Raw genomic sequence first — 15,457 nt, 5'->3', positions numbered from 1 at the left:
AATGGAACTATGGACAGCGAACCCAGCCTTTTCGACATGCCGGCCCCAGCTCCCTGGGATGCAACCCAATTGCAGGCCTTGGCCGCCTTGACATCCGATCCGCTCTCTCAGATGGCGCCGGATTGGGCCGCGGCTCTGGCCCCGCAGGAAACTGCCTTGCGTGCGCTGGGCGCCATGCTTCACGACGAGTACGACGCCGGAACTCGCTTCCTGCCCCACCCCACCCAAGTGCTGCGTGCCTTGGGCACACCGCTGGCGGAGGTCAAGGTCCTGATTGTTGGCCAAGACCCCTACCCCACCCCCGGACATTCAGTAGGCCTGGCTTTTTCCGTGGACAGATCTGCTTACCCGCTGCCCCGCAGCCTGAACAACATTTTCAAGGAGCTCGCCACTGATCTCGGCATCCCAGCCTCTGCCCACGGTGACCTTAGCGCCTGGTCCCAGCAGGGCGTCCTCCTCCTGAACCGGGTACTCACGGTGGCGCCAGGGGCGGCCGGATCGCACCGCCGTCGTGGGTGGGAAGAGGTCACCGAGGCCGTCATTTCCACCCTCGCCACCCGGAAGAAACCGCTGGTGAGCGTGTTGTGGGGCAAGGACGCCCAAAACCTGGCACCACTGCTGGAGGGGACGGATGTCATAGAATCGGCGCACCCCAGCCCCTTATCGGCATCGCGGGGGTTCTTTGGCTCCAAGCCCTTCAGCCGCGTCAACGATCAGCTGGTAGCGCAAGGAGCCGCCCCGATCGATTGGGCGCTGCCCCAATGACCTAGACTCATTAGGACAACCTAATTTGGCGTAATTATTGCGCCGCCCACGCGGGCCAGCGCCCGGCACCTAGGAGCTCACCGTGACCACAACTAATACCGCTGCCACCCGCCCTGCTGGACGGGGCGGCAAACCCCGTGTCCAGCACACCCTGCAGGTACTGCGCAAGGAAACTCTCAGCCCCCACATGGTGCGGATCGTGGCTGGCGGCCCCGGGTTGGCCAATTTTGTACCCAAAGATGCCACGGACATGTATGTGAAAATCCAGTTCCTGCATCCCGACATTGAGTACACGGAGCCAGTGGACCTGGACGCGCTGCGTGAGACGCTGCCGCGTGAGCACTGGCCCGTGACACGCACCTACACCGTCCGTTGGGTGGACCTGGCCGCGCAGGAATTGGCCATTGACTTTGTCCTGCACGGCGATTCCGGATTGGCCGGTCCGTGGGCAGCCGCAGCTATCCCCGGCGACAGCATTATTTTCACCGGCCCTGGCGGCGCCTACACGCCCAACCCCGACGCCGATTGGTACCTTTTTGCCGGCGACGAAGCCGCGCTGCCGGCCATCGCTGCGGCCATCGAGTCGCTGCCCGCCACAGCCACCGGTCACGCCTACCTTGAGGTCGATTCGGCCGCTGACATTCAGCCCGTCAACAAGCCCGACGGCGTTGCACTCACCTGGCTGTTCCGCGAAGGGGCCACCCCGGCCGAGTCAACGGTCCTGCTGGACGCGGTAGCCAACGGCCCGTGGCCCGAAGGCACTGTTGACGCTTTTGTTCATGGAGAACGTGAATACATGAAGGCATTGCGCGATCTCCTCTTCAAGCAGCGCGGTCTGGAACGCTCACAAGTCTCCCTCTCGGGATACTGGGCCTACGGCCGAACCGAAGACAACTTCCAAGCCGAAAAGCGCGAGCCGATCGGCCAGATTCTCTAACTGGCAATACCAGCTGGGCTCGGCGGCATAGGCGGGCATCCCTCGCGAGCAGTAAGATTTTCCCGCTCGTACCTCGCGAGCAAAATCCATCCTCGCTCCAGGACGCCCGCCTGTGCCGCTGGGCCTCCCCGAGGACTGGCCGTTACCGGCGGCGGTTGCGGCGGCGGTCTTTCTGGCCGTTGCTGCGGGTGAAGGGCCGTGCGGCGTTATCGCCCAGGACCACGCCAGCTGCCACGGCCAGAATGACGATCAGGGCATTAAAGATGCCCACCGCTCCGGAAACTGAATCCTCGGGGGTCAGCGTCATGACGAACATGGCGCGGAAGATGGAGAGCCCCACGAGCAAGAAGATGATCGACGGGACGGCCACCACCAGTTGCGGGGCGCCCAACCGCAGCGAGATGATGCGTGCCAGCATGCCAATCACCACGGCAGCGACCGCTGGCGCAAACCGTCCGCCCAAGCCTAGGTACATGCAGAAGTAGTACACCAGGTAGCCGATCAGGGCCACGGCCACCGTCGGCAGTACCAAACGAACGGCAGTTTGCTCGGCAATACAAATAGCCACCGTGGCCACCGCAACCAAGACCAGCACCCACACCAGGTGCAGCGAGCCGGTGATGGTTTCGGCAACATTGAGCCGCTCAGCCCCAAACACTGCACCGGTGACAAGGGCCACCGAAATACCCGCCACAATAGCGCCGAAGGTCAAGAAGGCTGAGAGGAACCGGCCGGCGGCCGTCACGGGGAAGCCGTTAATAGCATCCTGAACAGCCGAGACCAGCCTCCCCGAGGGCAGCATGAGCAAGATGCCACCGGCCACCACCACGGATGGACTCAAGGGCAGTTTCGCCATAAAGCACAGCAGGGCAACGATGGTGACAATGAAAGAACTAATGGCCGTCACAAAGAAATCGGGAACCCGCCATTTACCCAACACCCGGGCCGTTTGCCCCGCAGCAAGGATGGTGACGAAGGCTACGAGCGCGCCGAAGATCGTGCCGCCAATGACTCCCACCACGGCAGCAGCAAAAACAGCTTCCGCTACCGAAACCATCCACCGCGGGAACGGCTTGGGCTTTTTGATGATGATGTCCAGGCGCCGGTAGGCCTCATCCCGGCTAACGCCACCACTGGCAATGTCGGTGACGAGTTCGTGCACTTCCACCAGGCCGGCATAGTTGTTGGTCCAGGACCTGACCACACGCAAAAGTGTGATGGGCACGGCATCTCGCGGAGCGTAGTTGATGATGACCGACTGGTTGGTGATATCAACTTCAATGTGGCGCAAACCCAGTGCTGCCGTGACGGCGATGATGCTGGTCTCAACCTCAAGGGCCCCCGCCCCGTAGCGGAACATGGTCTCGGCCAGTCGCAACGCGAAGTCTATAGTTTTCCGCGCCGACTCTTCGGCTTGGCCTACCTGAATGGTGAAGTTGGCGTAAGGACTGCCAGCCAGCCGGTCAACAATCCGCATGGGCGCCGTGGGCGGTGCCTCCCCCTGCACCAGCTTGCGGAGCATGCGTTTAGCTGTGGCGTTGGCCCGAACCTGGGCAGGGGTCAGTGCTTGAAGTACTTCTTTTTTTGGCGCGTCCCCCGACGCTGGATTCCAGCGGTCAACTCCCACAATTTACCTTCCAACGTGTTAATTTCCCGACCGGTTATTCCCGCTGCGGTGCTGGCGCCTCGCTGGCGCACCAACCGGCCCACGCCACATACTTTAGTAGAACTTTCCTCCGGTGCGGCGCACATAGATTTGGCGTGCCACCCGCTCCCCCACGCTAGTCCAGATCTTGTACTTCCAGGGCGACAGCGGGAGGTCCCAGCAGCCGATGAAATCCGTCACAGTCTTGGTGAAGCTCGTTTTGAACAGTCCAAGGCCGTGATGCGGATGAGTGGGATCTTTGAGCCGGTCCGAGGGCGGCGTGCCGCAGAAATCGTACTCGACCGCTCCGAGTTTTTTCATATCCAAGATGGCTTCCCATTGGATCAGGTGCGAGTCGCCGTACTGAGAACGCTTCTGTAGCGATCCGCCATCCTTGTAGGTGGCTTTGGAGCCGTAGTTGATGACGAAGGCACCCACCGAGGGAACATCGTTTTCATAGACGAAGAAGAAATGGCCTTGACCTCGGTTGCAGAACTCCGTCCAGAACTGCTGGAAGTAGGCAAACTCACGTGCCTTGCCAGCATTCTTGGCCTCGAAGGTGCCCTCCATGAGCCCGTAGAGGGTCCGCATGGTTTCCTCGGTGGGTTCGGCACGCCGCACTTCCACGCCTTCGCGGATGGCGCGGCGGACCGCGTTGCGGCCGCGGGAGTGAAGCTTGCGGAGCAGTTCATTGGATTCGGGTGTGATATCCAAGATTGCGGTGTGATCATTGGGCTGCAAGTCGTCAACCTTGACCAGACCGGCTCCACTGAACAGTGCGCGGGCCTCATCCGAGGCCACAATGTCAGGCTCAATTTTCGCGGCAAAGACGTTCAACTTGGCCCGCTTCACGAAGGACCGTAGCGCTGCCAGCATGGCAGGGACATGAGCAGCATCAGCTGTATCGGGGCCCTTTATGAGGTACCACAGCTTGCCCAACATGGGGAAGGATTTCTCCAAAACCAGGTTGTAACTGGCGTAGCCGGCGCCTTCAAAGACCACGAATTGGGTGTCCCAACCGTAGTTCTTCTTCACGGCCGCAAATGCTTGAGACTGCAACAAGTTGCCACCATTGGGATTGGCGGTGACATGCGCGTCCCAGTCGGCGATCTCGGCGGCGGTGGCAAATCGGGCAGTAAATTCTGGCAAGAGACCCTCAATTACGTCGGCATGTACTGGCTGCGTCCAGTCTACCGGGGATGATTCTCAGAGCCCACACGCAGCCCGCGCACCAACAACGCTAAAGAACCGCACCGAGTATCGAGATGAACGGGTCGCTGCGAGAGCGGCCACATGGCAGGGAGCTTAGACAATGGACGTGACTTCTAGAAGCGTGGGAAATGTGCTTGGAAATCGTCTCGGCCAATGGCGATCGATTAAATGACTGTGGCCGTTGCCGAAGGGGATACCATCCGGTAACCGCAACAGTCAGCCAGCGCATCGCATGCGCTGGCTGACTGTTCACTGGCCCATTGTTACCGGGCCCAATTCTTACTGGGCCCTTCTTGGGCCGTCACTTACTGGGCCGAGCTGGACCGGGACGGTGCCACGTCACGGTCGTGACCGGCGTCGTGCAACAGATCAGCTTCAATAACGTCAGCTTCAAACTCGGCCATCTCGGGGGTGGAGATGTCCACTTGGGATTCGCCTTCGAGCTTGGTGGCCAGCGGCACTTCCTTGATGAAGAAGAGGATGATCGCGGCAATGACGGCAAGGGGCACCATCCAGAGGAACAGCGGCACCAGGGCCTCGTTGTAAGACTCGATCACGAGCTTCTTCAGGGGATCCGGCAGTGTGTTGACAATGTGCGGCGTGAAGGACGCTGCACCGCCGCCGCCCGTGCCCCCGGGGATCTTTTCGGCAACGAGGTCGTGCAGGCGGGTGGCGAACATGGCGCCCACAACGGCGGAACCAAGCGTGGCACCGACCTGGCGGAAGTAGTTCTGCCCGGCAGTTGCCGTACCAACAAACTTCAACGGGAAGGAGTTTTGCGCCACCAGAGTCATGATTTGCATGCTGGCACCCAATCCGATGCCCATGATGCCCATGTACACGCAGATGAGGTAGACGGGTGAATCGGCGTGGAGTGTGGCCATGAGCGCCAATGACACGGCAAGAATAACCGAGCCTGCGATCGGGGCAACTTTATAGCGGCCCGTGGTTGAGACGCGACGGCCCACAATAACCGAGACGACGAGCATGCAGCCCATCATAGGAATCATGAGCAGGCCCGCTTGGGCTGCCGAGAAGCCTGTGGCCATTTGAATGTAGGTTGGCATGTAGCCAAGGACGCCGAACATGGCGATCCCGGTGAGCAGACCGGCAATTGTGGTCAGGTTGAAGTTACGGCTCTTGAACAGCATCATGGGCATGACCGGTTCGCTGGCACGGCGTTCCACTAACACGAACAACACGCCCGTGATGATGGCGGCGGCAGCGAGACCCAGGATCTCCGGGGAGCTCCACGCATACTGTGAACCGCCCCAGGTGCCAACCAGCACAATTGCTGTAGTTGCGATGGCGATGAGCATCATGCCCAGGTAGTCGATCTTGGGGCGCGTGGCGTGCACAACCTTGGGCACGTGCAGCAGGAAGATCGTGGCGAAAATGGCCAGAACTGCCAACGGCACATTCATCCAGAACGCCCAGCGCCAGCCCGGTCCTTCAGTCAAGCCGCCACCAATCAGCGGACCAGCAACCGAGGAGAACGCGAACACGCCGCCCATGATACCCATGTACTTGCCGCGCTCACGAGCGGGAACAACATCGGCAATGGTCGCCTGCGAGAGAATCATCAGACCACCACCACCGAGGCCCTGGACCACACGGGCCACAATAAGGGTGCCCATGTCCGGAGCCAGCGCACCGATGACCGAGCCGACGGTGAAGATGGAGATGGCGAACAGCAGCATGGGCTTGCGGCCCAACAGGTCGCCCAGTTTGCCGTAGACCGGCATCATGATGGTGGACGCCAGAATAAATGCGGTGATGGCCCACGCCATATGCTCCACGCCGTTGAGCTCACCCACCATGGTGGGCAGTGCTGTCGAGAGGACTGTCTGGTTCAGGGAGGCGAGCAGCATGGTGACCATGAGGCCTGCGAAGAGAAGGACGATTTTTCGTTTTTCTCCGGCGTCGACCGGAGTTTCAACAATGGTTTGGTTGCTCATAAGGTTGCTTTGATTGCCTCTCGGAAAATTTCAATGGACTCATCCACGGCTTTGCTTTCGCCTGCGGAGACGGCGCTTGGGTCACGGCTAAATGCGAAGCGCATAGCTGTTCCGGCAAGCATCAGAAGGGCCTTCGCTCCGTCACGGCCGCTAGGTACGCCGGCACGGGCAAATTCAGGATCGGCGTCGTCATAACGGTCCACCAGGATTGATTCGACCAGGAGCTCCGAGGCGGCGACGTGCAGAAAGACAGTGCGGGCCAGCTCCGGGTATTTGGTCTTGAGTGCCTTGCGGCGAGCCTGTTGCGATGCTTCCGGGAACATTGAGCGAATCACTGCAACCATCAGCCGGACCGTGCGGCCAAAGAGATCACCGTCGCTGTCTGCATGAAACGCTGCCACGGCCTCATCCGAGAGCGTGGGGGGCTGGGTGCCCATGATGGCGTCTTCCTTCGTGGCGAAGTAGTTGAAGAACGTCCGCTTGGAGATGCCGGCAGCGTCGGCGATGGCCTCCACAGTGGTTTTTGCCAGGCCTTCGTCAAGGGCAAGCCCCGAGGCCTTGTCGTGAATCAGTGCCCACGTTTCTAGGCGGTTTCGCTCACGGAGCGGCACGGTGGGTGTTTTTTGCATGACTACATTTTATGCTCTAATGCAAACTTTGCACAAGTGCAAAGTTTGCATTAGAGCATGTTTTAGCCCACTTTCGGTGTGAGGCTCAGCCCTCGTCCGGGCGCAGCCAGGTGAACGCCGGGGTTTCTTTGCTCAGGAATGCGGCTACTCCGATGGCAGGGTCGTCGCTGATGGCCATTTGTCCCTGCCAATAGCCGCTGAGCCGCTCTACCTCCATGGCACTGACCCCTGAACTCAGGGCGTTGACTAGCGCCTTGTGTCCTTGCGCCGAGAACTGCGAGCGCGCTGCCAGATGGAGCGCAAAGGAATGCACGTCATCCCACAGAGCTTCAACGTCTAGTACCTTGGTAGCCAGCCCCAGCCGCAGCGCCTCATGGGCATCCACCAGATCACCGCTGAGCAACAAGTACTTCGCCGCGGCGGGGCCGGCCAATTCCACTAATCGCTTGATGCCGGAGAGCGGATACACAATGCCGATCTTGCCCGGAGTGATCCCATACCGGGCACGGCTGGAGGCGAGCCGGATATCGCACGCACCGGCGATCTGCCAGCCGCCGCCCACGCAATATCCGTCAATGGCGGCAATGGTGGGTTTGCGGAAGTGCGCCAGCGCGTTCTCAGCGGCGCTGACATCTCCTCCGTCTCTGTGGCCCGTAGCGGGATTGTGCAGGATTTGCTGCACGGAGGCGATGTCTGCCCCGGCAGAAAAGTGCTCGCCAGCCCCGCGCACCACCACTACTTTGACGGAATCGTCGGCCTCCAGTTCAGTCAGTAGCGGCGGAAACTGTTGCCACATGTGTGCCGTGACGGCGTTACGCATGGAGGGGTTGTCCACCACCAGCCACGCCACGTGACCCTGGCGCTCAACCCGAAGCGTCCCCGTCCCCCGCTCAGCCACCGCGCACCTGCGCGGTGGTCTGGGAGGAGGGTGCGCCGTCGTGCACCACACCAGCGTCCAGCAGGCCGGCAATTTGCTCGGCCGATAGTCCCAGCCCCTCCAACACGGCCAGCGTGTCCTGCCCCAACGCGGGCGGCGCCTTCGCCACAACGGGTGCGTGGCCATTGATCGAAACCGGGCCGCGCAGCAGCGGCAGGGCCGTGCCGTCGCTGCGGCGTACCGTCTGCACCATTTGAAGATGCTGCACTTGGGGGTCAGCAAAAGCCTGCGCGTAGTTGTAAATGGGGCCGGCAGGGATGCCCTCAGCCCTGAGATCGGCCAGCCACTGCGCCGCGGTCTGGCGTGCCAGCAGCCCGTCGATCAGCTCCTTCAGTTCCGCTCGATGCACGGTGCGTAGTCGGCTCGTGAGGTAATCAGGGTGCTCGGCCAGCTCCGGCGCACACAGCAGCGCGCACAGCTGCACCCATTGCTTCTCACTTCCCACGGCAATAATCAGCGGAATGTCGGCGCTCTTGAAGACCCCGTACGGCGAGAGCACCGGATGGTTGTTACCGCGCGGCACCGGCACCTCCCCCGTACTCAAGTACTGCTGGCCCTGGAAGGCGGACAGCGAGAGCCCTGTTTCCAACAACGACGCCGAGACAGCACTCCCAGCCCCACCCTCCTTGCGCCCCGCCAAGGCTGAGGCAATACCGAAGGCCGTGTAGATGCCGGTGACCAGGTCCACGATGGGCACGCCCACCCGGTACATGTGCTCCTCGTCCAAGCCGGTGACGGACATAAGCCCGCTCATGCCCTGCGCCACCTGGTCCAAACCGGCCGTTTGGCTCAGCGGCCCGGTAGGTCCAAACCCGGTGACCGACGCAATGATCAGCCGGGGGTTCGCAGCCCGGAGCAGTTCCGGCTCGAGCCCCGTTGACGCCAGCACGCCGGGCCGGAAATTCTCGATGAGGACGTCGCTGGCAACGGCCAGATCCCACAGGATTTTCTTGCCTGCCGGTGTGTAAAAGTCCACGGCAATGGAGCTTTTGCCGCGATTGGCGGAGTCAAAGTACAAGGAGTGATCGCCGTCGAAGGGTGCCCAGCTGCGGGCCGAGTCCCCACCCTTGATACTCTCCACCTTGACGATGGTGGCACCCATGTCTGAGAGCAACGACGCCGCATACGGGCCTGCGAGCGCGCGGGAGAGATCCATGACCTTGATTCCGAACAGCGGCAGCTCTGGCTGGTGCTGAGTGTGCGGCAGCTCAGAGTGCGGCCCGGCTGTCTGGGCCTCAGGCACCTGCGCCCCGCAGCTTCACGTTGATCTGCTTGGTTTGGGTGAAGCCGGCCAACATCCCTTCCAGAGATACCTCCCGGCCAATGCCGCTTTGTTTGTAGCCGCCGTACGACTGTCCCGGCACCTGTCCGCCACCTTGGTTAACTTGCACCCAGCCTGCTTCCAGCCGGTGCGCGGTATTGAGCGCGTCGTCCAGGTTGTGGCTCCAGACATAGGCGGCCAGTCCATAGTTGCTATCGTTCGCCATTCCGACGACCTCATCCACGGTTCGCCACGGAATGGCCACCAGAACCGGGCCGAAGATCTCCTCGCGGGCAATCCTGAAATCATTGCGGGCCCCTGTGAACAAGGTGGGCACATGGTAGTACCCCTCGGTCAGTGGCCCCTCCTCGGGTTCGTGTCCGCCAATCACGGCCTTCATGCCGGGAGTGCTGCGTCCCTCTTCGAGGAAGTTGCTGATGGCGCCGTGCTGCTTGGCATTAATGACGGCACCCATGTCGGTGGCCTCATCCATGGGGTCGCCCACCACCAGCGCATTCAGCCGGGAACTGAGAGTGCCCACCAGTTCGTCAAAAATATCCTCGTGGACATACAGTCTGGATCCGGCTGTGCAGCTTTGACCCTGACGAGTGAAGCGCGAGGCGAGCAGCAGGCCGGAGTACAGTTCGTCGTCGTCTGCGGCAGACAGGGAGGGCGAGTGGGAGGCCAGCGCATCCGGGAACACGATGGAAGGGTTCTTGCCGCCCAACTCCAGCGACTGGTGAGCCAGCCGGGCCCCTGCCTGACCACCCACACGCCGGCCCACCTCGGTGGATCCGGTGAAGGAGACCTTATCCACGCCCGGATGCAGGGCCAGCGCCTCGCCGATGACCGAACCGCTGCCGGTCAGGGCATTGAGCACACCAGCCGGCAGGTGCTTGTTGCAGACCTCGGCCAGGAGCAGGATGGTCAGCGGGGCGTCCTCAGCGGCCTTGAGGATGACGGTGTTGCCGGCGGCGAGCGCGGCGGGGACCTTGAACGCGGCAATCATGAGCGGAGAGTTCCAGGGCAGGATGGCAGCGACCACGCCCAGCGGTTCCAGCCGGGTGTACTGCAATTGGTTCTCACCTGCGGGCAAGGTGGTGCCCTTGACCTCCCCGGCAACTCCTGCGAAATAGCGGAACATGGCCACGAGATTGGTGGCTTCGGGCCGGGCCTGAGTGCGCAACGCGTTGCCAGTGTCCAAGGCCGTGAGCCGGGCGAACTCCTCGATCCGGGATTCAAGCTCGTCGGCAATGGCAAGCATGGCCTGGGCTCTGCCGGTGAAATGCAGTGCCCGCCACGCCGGGAAGGCCTTGCGGGCGGCTTCGACTGCCCGGTCCACGTCCGCGACGGTGCCCGCAGGTACGCGTGCAATCACTGATTCCCGGCGTGCGGGATTGTGAACTTCGTGCCATTGCTCCCCCAACGAGATGACGGGATCTCCGCCAATCCACATGGGATGGTCCGCCACAGTTCCCTCAGGTGAGTGCGTGGTGGGTATCTGCGTTGTCATGACTAAAGCCCCTTTGCTTTATCAAGTGCCGCGGCCATGGATGTGGGCCGCCAAGTCCACGCTCACACACGCATCGCCTGCATGCAACCATGACGCGGCCCTCATTCCCGGGTGAGTGTCCAGATGACGTACGCATTGGAGAGCAAATGGCCGGCTCAGCGTACGTTATCTGGACACTCGAATCAGTAGATATTGACGGCCCGGATATTATGAAAACGCATCCTTGTCTCGGGGTGCCACGATCCATCACAGTCCCTGGGGGATTCAGCATGCGTAAAATTACCGGTTTCCTGTGCGCCGTCGCGGCGTCGGCCGTCCTAGCGGCCTCGAGTTTGTCCCCTGCCGTGGCACAATCTCCTTCGGACACCACAAGCCCGTCGGCACCCGTTTCTTCTGTGGCCCCGACTTCCACTGCAGCTCCGAGTACGACGGCGGATCCCTCACCTGCCGCCGCTGCCGAGCCCGGCGCGGGCGCCACACCCAGCGCTGGTGCCACGAAGTCGGCCGTTGCCTCGTCATCGCCCATCATGACGGCAGACCCCGCAGCGGCCAAACCCACCAAGAGCCCTGTGGCCCGCGCACTGGCCGGCTTCTACGTCCCCAACGCCAATGACGTTTTTGTGGCGAAGGTACTAGCCCGGGCCAACGTCTACCGGGCCCAAAACGGCGCAGCCCCACTGGTTCTGAACACGGCGATTAGCACTGGCTCACAAGAGTGGGTCCTGAAGCTGAACGGGCAAATTAATGCCGACACACTGGACATGGCCAAGTTGCATCGCCCGGATTACGGCACGTCCATCCTCCCGGCCGGCTTTGACACGTACTCGGAAATCATCGGCATCAACAACACGGCCGAACAAATTGTTGACTGGTGGATGAATTCCCCAGGCCACCGTGCGGCACTGATGGATAAGCGATTCACCGACTTCGGGCTGGGCTACGTCAAGACCACAAAAGCCGGTTGGAGCGGCATGACGGTGGTCGCAGGAAACCTGGCCAGGTACCCGGCGACGCCCAAGCCGACCACAGCACCCACCCCTGCACCGACCACAGCGGCACCGAAACCCACCCCGGCACCGAGCTCTGGCCCTGTCTTTGCAGCGGGCGACATTGCCGCCGTGACCTCCGCCGGAAACCTCTATGCCTACCCTTCTGCCAAGGGCGGTGACTTGTGGAACAGCAAGTTCATCTCCGCAGGCTGGGCCGGGGCTCAGCAGCTAACCGTAGTGGATTACAACAACGACGGCCGCCAGGACTTGCTCGCGGTGTGGGCGGACGGCCGGCTCACTGTCAGTTTCGGCCAAGCCAACGGCACCCTGAAGGCCGCGCAAAAGATTGGCACTGGGTGGGCGCAGTTTGACATTGTCATCACGAAGTGGAAAACCGGCCAAGTGTACCCCTCCATCATCGCGAAAAGCCGCACCAATGGACAACTACGCCACTACCCCAACGTGGACGGCACCCGATTTGGCGCACCACAGCAGATTGGCTCAGGCTGGGGCGCTTTGACCATCCTTGCCGCTGACTTTGATGGCGATAAGAAGCAAGACCTACTCGCGCGCACCAACACCGGGCAGCTGCTGCTCTACCGCGGCAATGGTTCCGGCGGATTCATCAGTGAAACCCGCCGAGTGGTGGGGACCGGCTGGAGTTCCATGAGCCACATTTCCGGCATTGCCGGACATGTGGGAGCTGGCAGCTATGGTGTCCTAGCCCGCTCAACCAACGGCAACTTGTTCTATTACCCGGTCCTGCGCAACTCGTGGGGCGCCAGTTTGCAGATCGGCACGGGTGGCTGGCAGGCCCTGAAGCTGGGCAGCTAGCTGTACAGCCCGTTGAGCCAGGATCCCCAGGCAGCGCCGACCATCTCTGCGTCGGCACCGTCGGCAAAGAGGTGAATTGTCATGCCCACGACGGCGCCAAAGGCGTTGCGTCCAAAGAAGCGGATCATGGCGTCCTCGGTGCGCAACCCGACGAAGTTCGGATCAAGGTAATCCACCACGGCGTCCACGGTCCCGAGCCCCGCAAGGGCGACGCTGATATGTCCCCCGGCTCCGGCGTCGTGAATCCCTAACGCGTGCTTGACCGCTTCGAAGGCCTCCGGCGCCCCGGAAGCCGCGGGTCCCTGAACGTCCGCGAACGCCGCCTGACGCCCGGCAAAATACTGCACGTACTGGCCCAGGGTATGCAGGTAGAAGGCGGTGTGTTTGGCGGCGCCGTCGTACTGGTTGTCCCAATCCTCAAAGAACACCCCGCTGTGGACGTAGCGCAGCCACGACTTACCGTCAGGTAGCTCCGAAATATCGAACTCCAGTTGGTTGAAGAAACCGTCCTCGCCGTCCATGCGGTTGGAGTATCGGTGCGGAGGGTCCCACACGGTGACGGTGCTGCCAAAAGGCCCCGCGCCACCGAGTTTCGGCTCGATCTCCATGGGCCACATCCACCCGGACGTGCCGCCATGAGCGGCCTCAAACACCTGTTCCGGCGTCCCCTCGATCTCCGTTTCATGCACGATCTTGAATTCTTTGGCCATCATGACTCCTTGCTGAGGCCGGGTGTGCCGGCAGATTTTGTGATGTGTGGGGTTGTTTTGACGCTGGGATGAAGTGCGACGACGATCCTGTGTTTGCGACCGCCTGTTGCGTTTTCGCTGTGGTATTTTTCCACGAGTTTCGCCGTGCCGGCCGCAAGTTCTGCGGTGAAGGCCGCTCTGTCCGCGGCGCTGGCAAAGGTGACTTCACCGTCCATGGCGAAGGTGGCAAGACGAAGTTGTGCCTTGTCAGCGCCGCTGATCAGCGTGCCCACATCGCTCACGAGCTTGGCGGCGAGCGCCAGCATCCACCGGGCGGAAAGCCGGTTGCGCTCCAGCGATGGATCCGGGGCCACGCCGGGCAGCGCAGCTGGGGAGATGACGTAGGAAAGTGCTGTGGCACCCATGATGCGCTCGGTGACATTGCCACGGCGTCGTTCCGCAAAAACCTCCAGGAGACCGAAGCCTTCCAGCATCCTCAGGTGGTAATTCACCTTCTGGCGCGGCAACCCCATCCGTGCAGCCACTGTTGCAGCGGATGCCGGTTCGCGCAGTTCCGCCAACAGCTTGGCCCTGATGGGGTCCAGCGCCGCTTCGGCGGCGGCGGCATTTTCAATGACTGCAACGTCCAACATAATTCCAGTCTTCCACCGACAAATAAAATTGTCCAGAGCACCTTCCTGCGCCCTTGCCGCGAATTTCCCCACACGCTTGTGGTTCCGCCCTTGAGGCAGAGACAGGGACGGTAGCCGCCACCGTCCCTGTCCTTGTCCCTGTCCCTGGCGTAGCGGGCGGGCGCCACCGTCTGGCATCTGGCATCTGGCATCTGGCATCTGGCATCTGCGTCAATCTAGCGGACCGCGCGCAGGCGCAACTGGAGTTGCCCATGACATCCGGTCATCTTGCATTCATCTGACGCAGGTAGACTCCGTGATCATGAACGCCAACACTCTCGCCACTGCACAAACCATCCATGCGATTTTCCTTGATGTTGATGGTACTTACGCGGACTACGGGGTGGTCCCGGAGGCCCACGCGACAGCCGTCCAGCAGGCTCGCGCGGCAGGCCACAAGGTCCTGATTTGCACTGGACGCCCCTTGCCGATGCTGCCCGAAAGCATCATGGGTGCCGGATTTGACGGCGTGGTTGCCAGCGCCGGTGCCTACATTGAGGTGGCCGGGGAAGTCCTGGTGGACAGGAGTTTCCCCGCCGATCTCCGCCGCCGGGCGCTGGCTGCGTTGGATGCACACGACACCGTCTACGTGCTCGAATCGCAGGAGGCCACCTTCGTGACCCCTGCCGGCGAGGACCGCCTGCGCGCACACATCGCCGCCCATTACGCCAGCGCCCCTGCCGACCGCGCCATCGGATCCTCCGCCATCCTCGCCGGGCTGACCGTCCGTGCCGATCTGAGCACCACAACCTTCGCCAAGATCTCCGTTTTTGAATCCCCCGTCCCCATGGCGGAGTTGGTCGCGGAAATCGGTGGTGACATTGACGTCGTCGCAAATTCCATTGCCGCCGAGGGCCCGCATGCCGGGGAACTCTTCCAGCGCGGCATCAGCAAGGCCGACGGTGTTGCTGCCGTCATTGCCCACCTTGACATCGCCAAATCAGCATCCATTGCATTCGGTGACGGTCAAAATGACCTGGAAATGGTGGCCTTTGCGGGCATTGGCGTGGCCATCGAGGGTTCCTCCCCCGAGCTGCTCGCCGTCGCCGACCGCACAGCCCTGCCGCCAAGCCAGAACGGGATCGCGGCTGCCTTCGCCGAGCTTGGCCTGCTCTAAATGGCCGTCTAAGCGGCGAGCGCCCCGCTCCGACCTCAAGGACTTTGTTTATACGCAAGCTCACCGGGCGTGGCTTGCGTATAAACCAGGCCGTGTCGTCCACATCTTTGTTTATACGCACCGCGAGGCAGCGCAGCTGCGCTACAGTGACTGCACCGCAAGTGCATCGGGCGTGGCGTGCGTATAAACAAAGTCCAAGCCGAGGCGTGGGCGGTATCCGGCCCGGGCCCCTCCTTGAAGTCCTGAAGTTGCCCGTGACGCTAATCACGGGTATGCTCG

The 15,457-nt window shown here is 61.9% G+C and carries 13 protein-coding genes; 4 read left to right on the top strand and 9 right to left on the bottom strand.

Translation table 11 applies throughout. From position 1 onward, the window contains the following. Positions 1-9: 9 nt before the first annotated feature. Together CXQ93_RS00565 and CXQ93_RS00560 are read left to right on the top strand one after the other, a co-directional pair. On the top strand, positions 10-765 hold the full coding sequence (locus tag CXQ93_RS00565) for a uracil-DNA glycosylase (protein ID WP_104108559.1): 756 nt from the start codon (positions 10-12) through the stop codon (positions 763-765). Positions 766-847: 82 nt separating this feature from the next. Beyond that, positions 848-1,702 (top strand): siderophore-interacting protein, encoded by an 855-nt coding sequence (locus tag CXQ93_RS00560; RefSeq protein ID WP_258068501.1) that lies wholly within the window; start codon positions 848-850, stop codon positions 1,700-1,702. A gap of 142 nt (positions 1,703-1,844) precedes the next feature. Here CXQ93_RS00560 and CXQ93_RS00555 read toward each other — a convergent pair whose 3' ends face one another. The 7 genes from CXQ93_RS00555 to CXQ93_RS00525 form a co-directional block, all read right to left on the bottom strand. Continuing rightward, complete coding sequence (locus tag CXQ93_RS00555; protein WP_258068500.1) at positions 1,845-3,329, bottom strand: threonine/serine exporter ThrE family protein; 1,485 nt, start codon at positions 3,327-3,329, stop codon at positions 1,845-1,847. A gap of 93 nt (positions 3,330-3,422) precedes the next feature. Beyond that, positions 3,423-4,496 carry a peptidoglycan bridge formation glycyltransferase FemA/FemB family protein gene (locus CXQ93_RS00550; RefSeq protein ID WP_104108558.1) on the bottom strand — a complete coding sequence of 358 codons (1,074 nt, stop codon included), beginning with the start codon at positions 4,494-4,496 and terminating at the stop codon, positions 3,423-3,425. Positions 4,497-4,864: 368 nt separating this feature from the next. After that, positions 4,865-6,517 (bottom strand): MDR family MFS transporter, encoded by a 1,653-nt coding sequence (locus CXQ93_RS00545; protein ID WP_104108557.1) that lies wholly within the window; start codon positions 6,515-6,517, stop codon positions 4,865-4,867. After that, positions 6,514-7,146 (bottom strand): TetR/AcrR family transcriptional regulator, encoded by a 633-nt coding sequence (locus tag CXQ93_RS00540; RefSeq protein WP_104108556.1) that lies wholly within the window; start codon positions 7,144-7,146, stop codon positions 6,514-6,516. The genes CXQ93_RS00545 and CXQ93_RS00540 overlap by 4 nt, the downstream gene beginning before the upstream one ends. A gap of 85 nt (positions 7,147-7,231) precedes the next feature. Further along, positions 7,232-8,044 carry an enoyl-CoA hydratase/isomerase family protein gene (locus tag CXQ93_RS00535; protein ID WP_219817305.1) on the bottom strand — a complete coding sequence of 271 codons (813 nt, stop codon included), beginning with the start codon at positions 8,042-8,044 and terminating at the stop codon, positions 7,232-7,234. Then, complete coding sequence (locus CXQ93_RS00530; RefSeq protein ID WP_258068499.1) at positions 8,037-9,326, bottom strand: CaiB/BaiF CoA-transferase family protein; 1,290 nt, start codon at positions 9,324-9,326, stop codon at positions 8,037-8,039. Before CXQ93_RS00530 ends, CXQ93_RS00535 begins: the two co-directional genes overlap by 8 nt. After that, positions 9,319-10,857, bottom strand: coding sequence for an aldehyde dehydrogenase family protein (locus CXQ93_RS00525; protein WP_104108554.1), 1,539 nt, complete (start codon positions 10,855-10,857; stop codon positions 9,319-9,321). Before CXQ93_RS00525 ends, CXQ93_RS00530 begins: the two co-directional genes overlap by 8 nt. 269 nt (positions 10,858-11,126) lie before the next feature. On the opposite strand from CXQ93_RS00525, the gene CXQ93_RS00520 reads away from it, so the two are divergent. After that, the gene (locus CXQ93_RS00520; RefSeq protein ID WP_181035995.1) at positions 11,127-12,680 is read left to right on the top strand and encodes a CAP domain-containing protein; all 1,554 of its coding nucleotides are present in this window, start codon (positions 11,127-11,129) and stop codon (positions 12,678-12,680) included. Here the strand turns inward: CXQ93_RS00520 and CXQ93_RS00515 are convergent. Together CXQ93_RS00515 and CXQ93_RS00510 are read right to left on the bottom strand one after the other, a co-directional pair. Then, positions 12,677-13,393 carry an SRPBCC domain-containing protein gene (locus tag CXQ93_RS00515; protein ID WP_219817304.1) on the bottom strand — a complete coding sequence of 239 codons (717 nt, stop codon included), beginning with the start codon at positions 13,391-13,393 and terminating at the stop codon, positions 12,677-12,679. The genes CXQ93_RS00520 and CXQ93_RS00515 overlap by 4 nt on opposite strands. Then, complete coding sequence (locus CXQ93_RS00510) at positions 13,390-14,022, bottom strand: helix-turn-helix domain-containing protein (protein ID WP_104108551.1); 633 nt, start codon at positions 14,020-14,022, stop codon at positions 13,390-13,392. Before CXQ93_RS00510 ends, CXQ93_RS00515 begins: the two co-directional genes overlap by 4 nt. Before the next feature lie 301 nt (positions 14,023-14,323). On the opposite strand from CXQ93_RS00510, the gene CXQ93_RS00505 reads away from it, so the two are divergent. After that, a complete protein-coding gene (locus CXQ93_RS00505; RefSeq protein WP_146073120.1) occupies positions 14,324-15,178 on the top strand; it encodes an HAD-IIB family hydrolase in 855 nt (284 codons plus the stop codon). The last annotated feature ends 279 nt before the right edge of the window (positions 15,179-15,457 follow it).

This window comes from Arthrobacter sp. N199823 (assembly GCF_002929705.1).
Taxonomy (GTDB): Bacteria; Actinomycetota; Actinomycetes; order Actinomycetales; family Micrococcaceae; genus Specibacter.
Note: the sequence above shows the minus strand (reverse complement) of the source record. Positions and strands in the feature narration are given on the sequence as shown.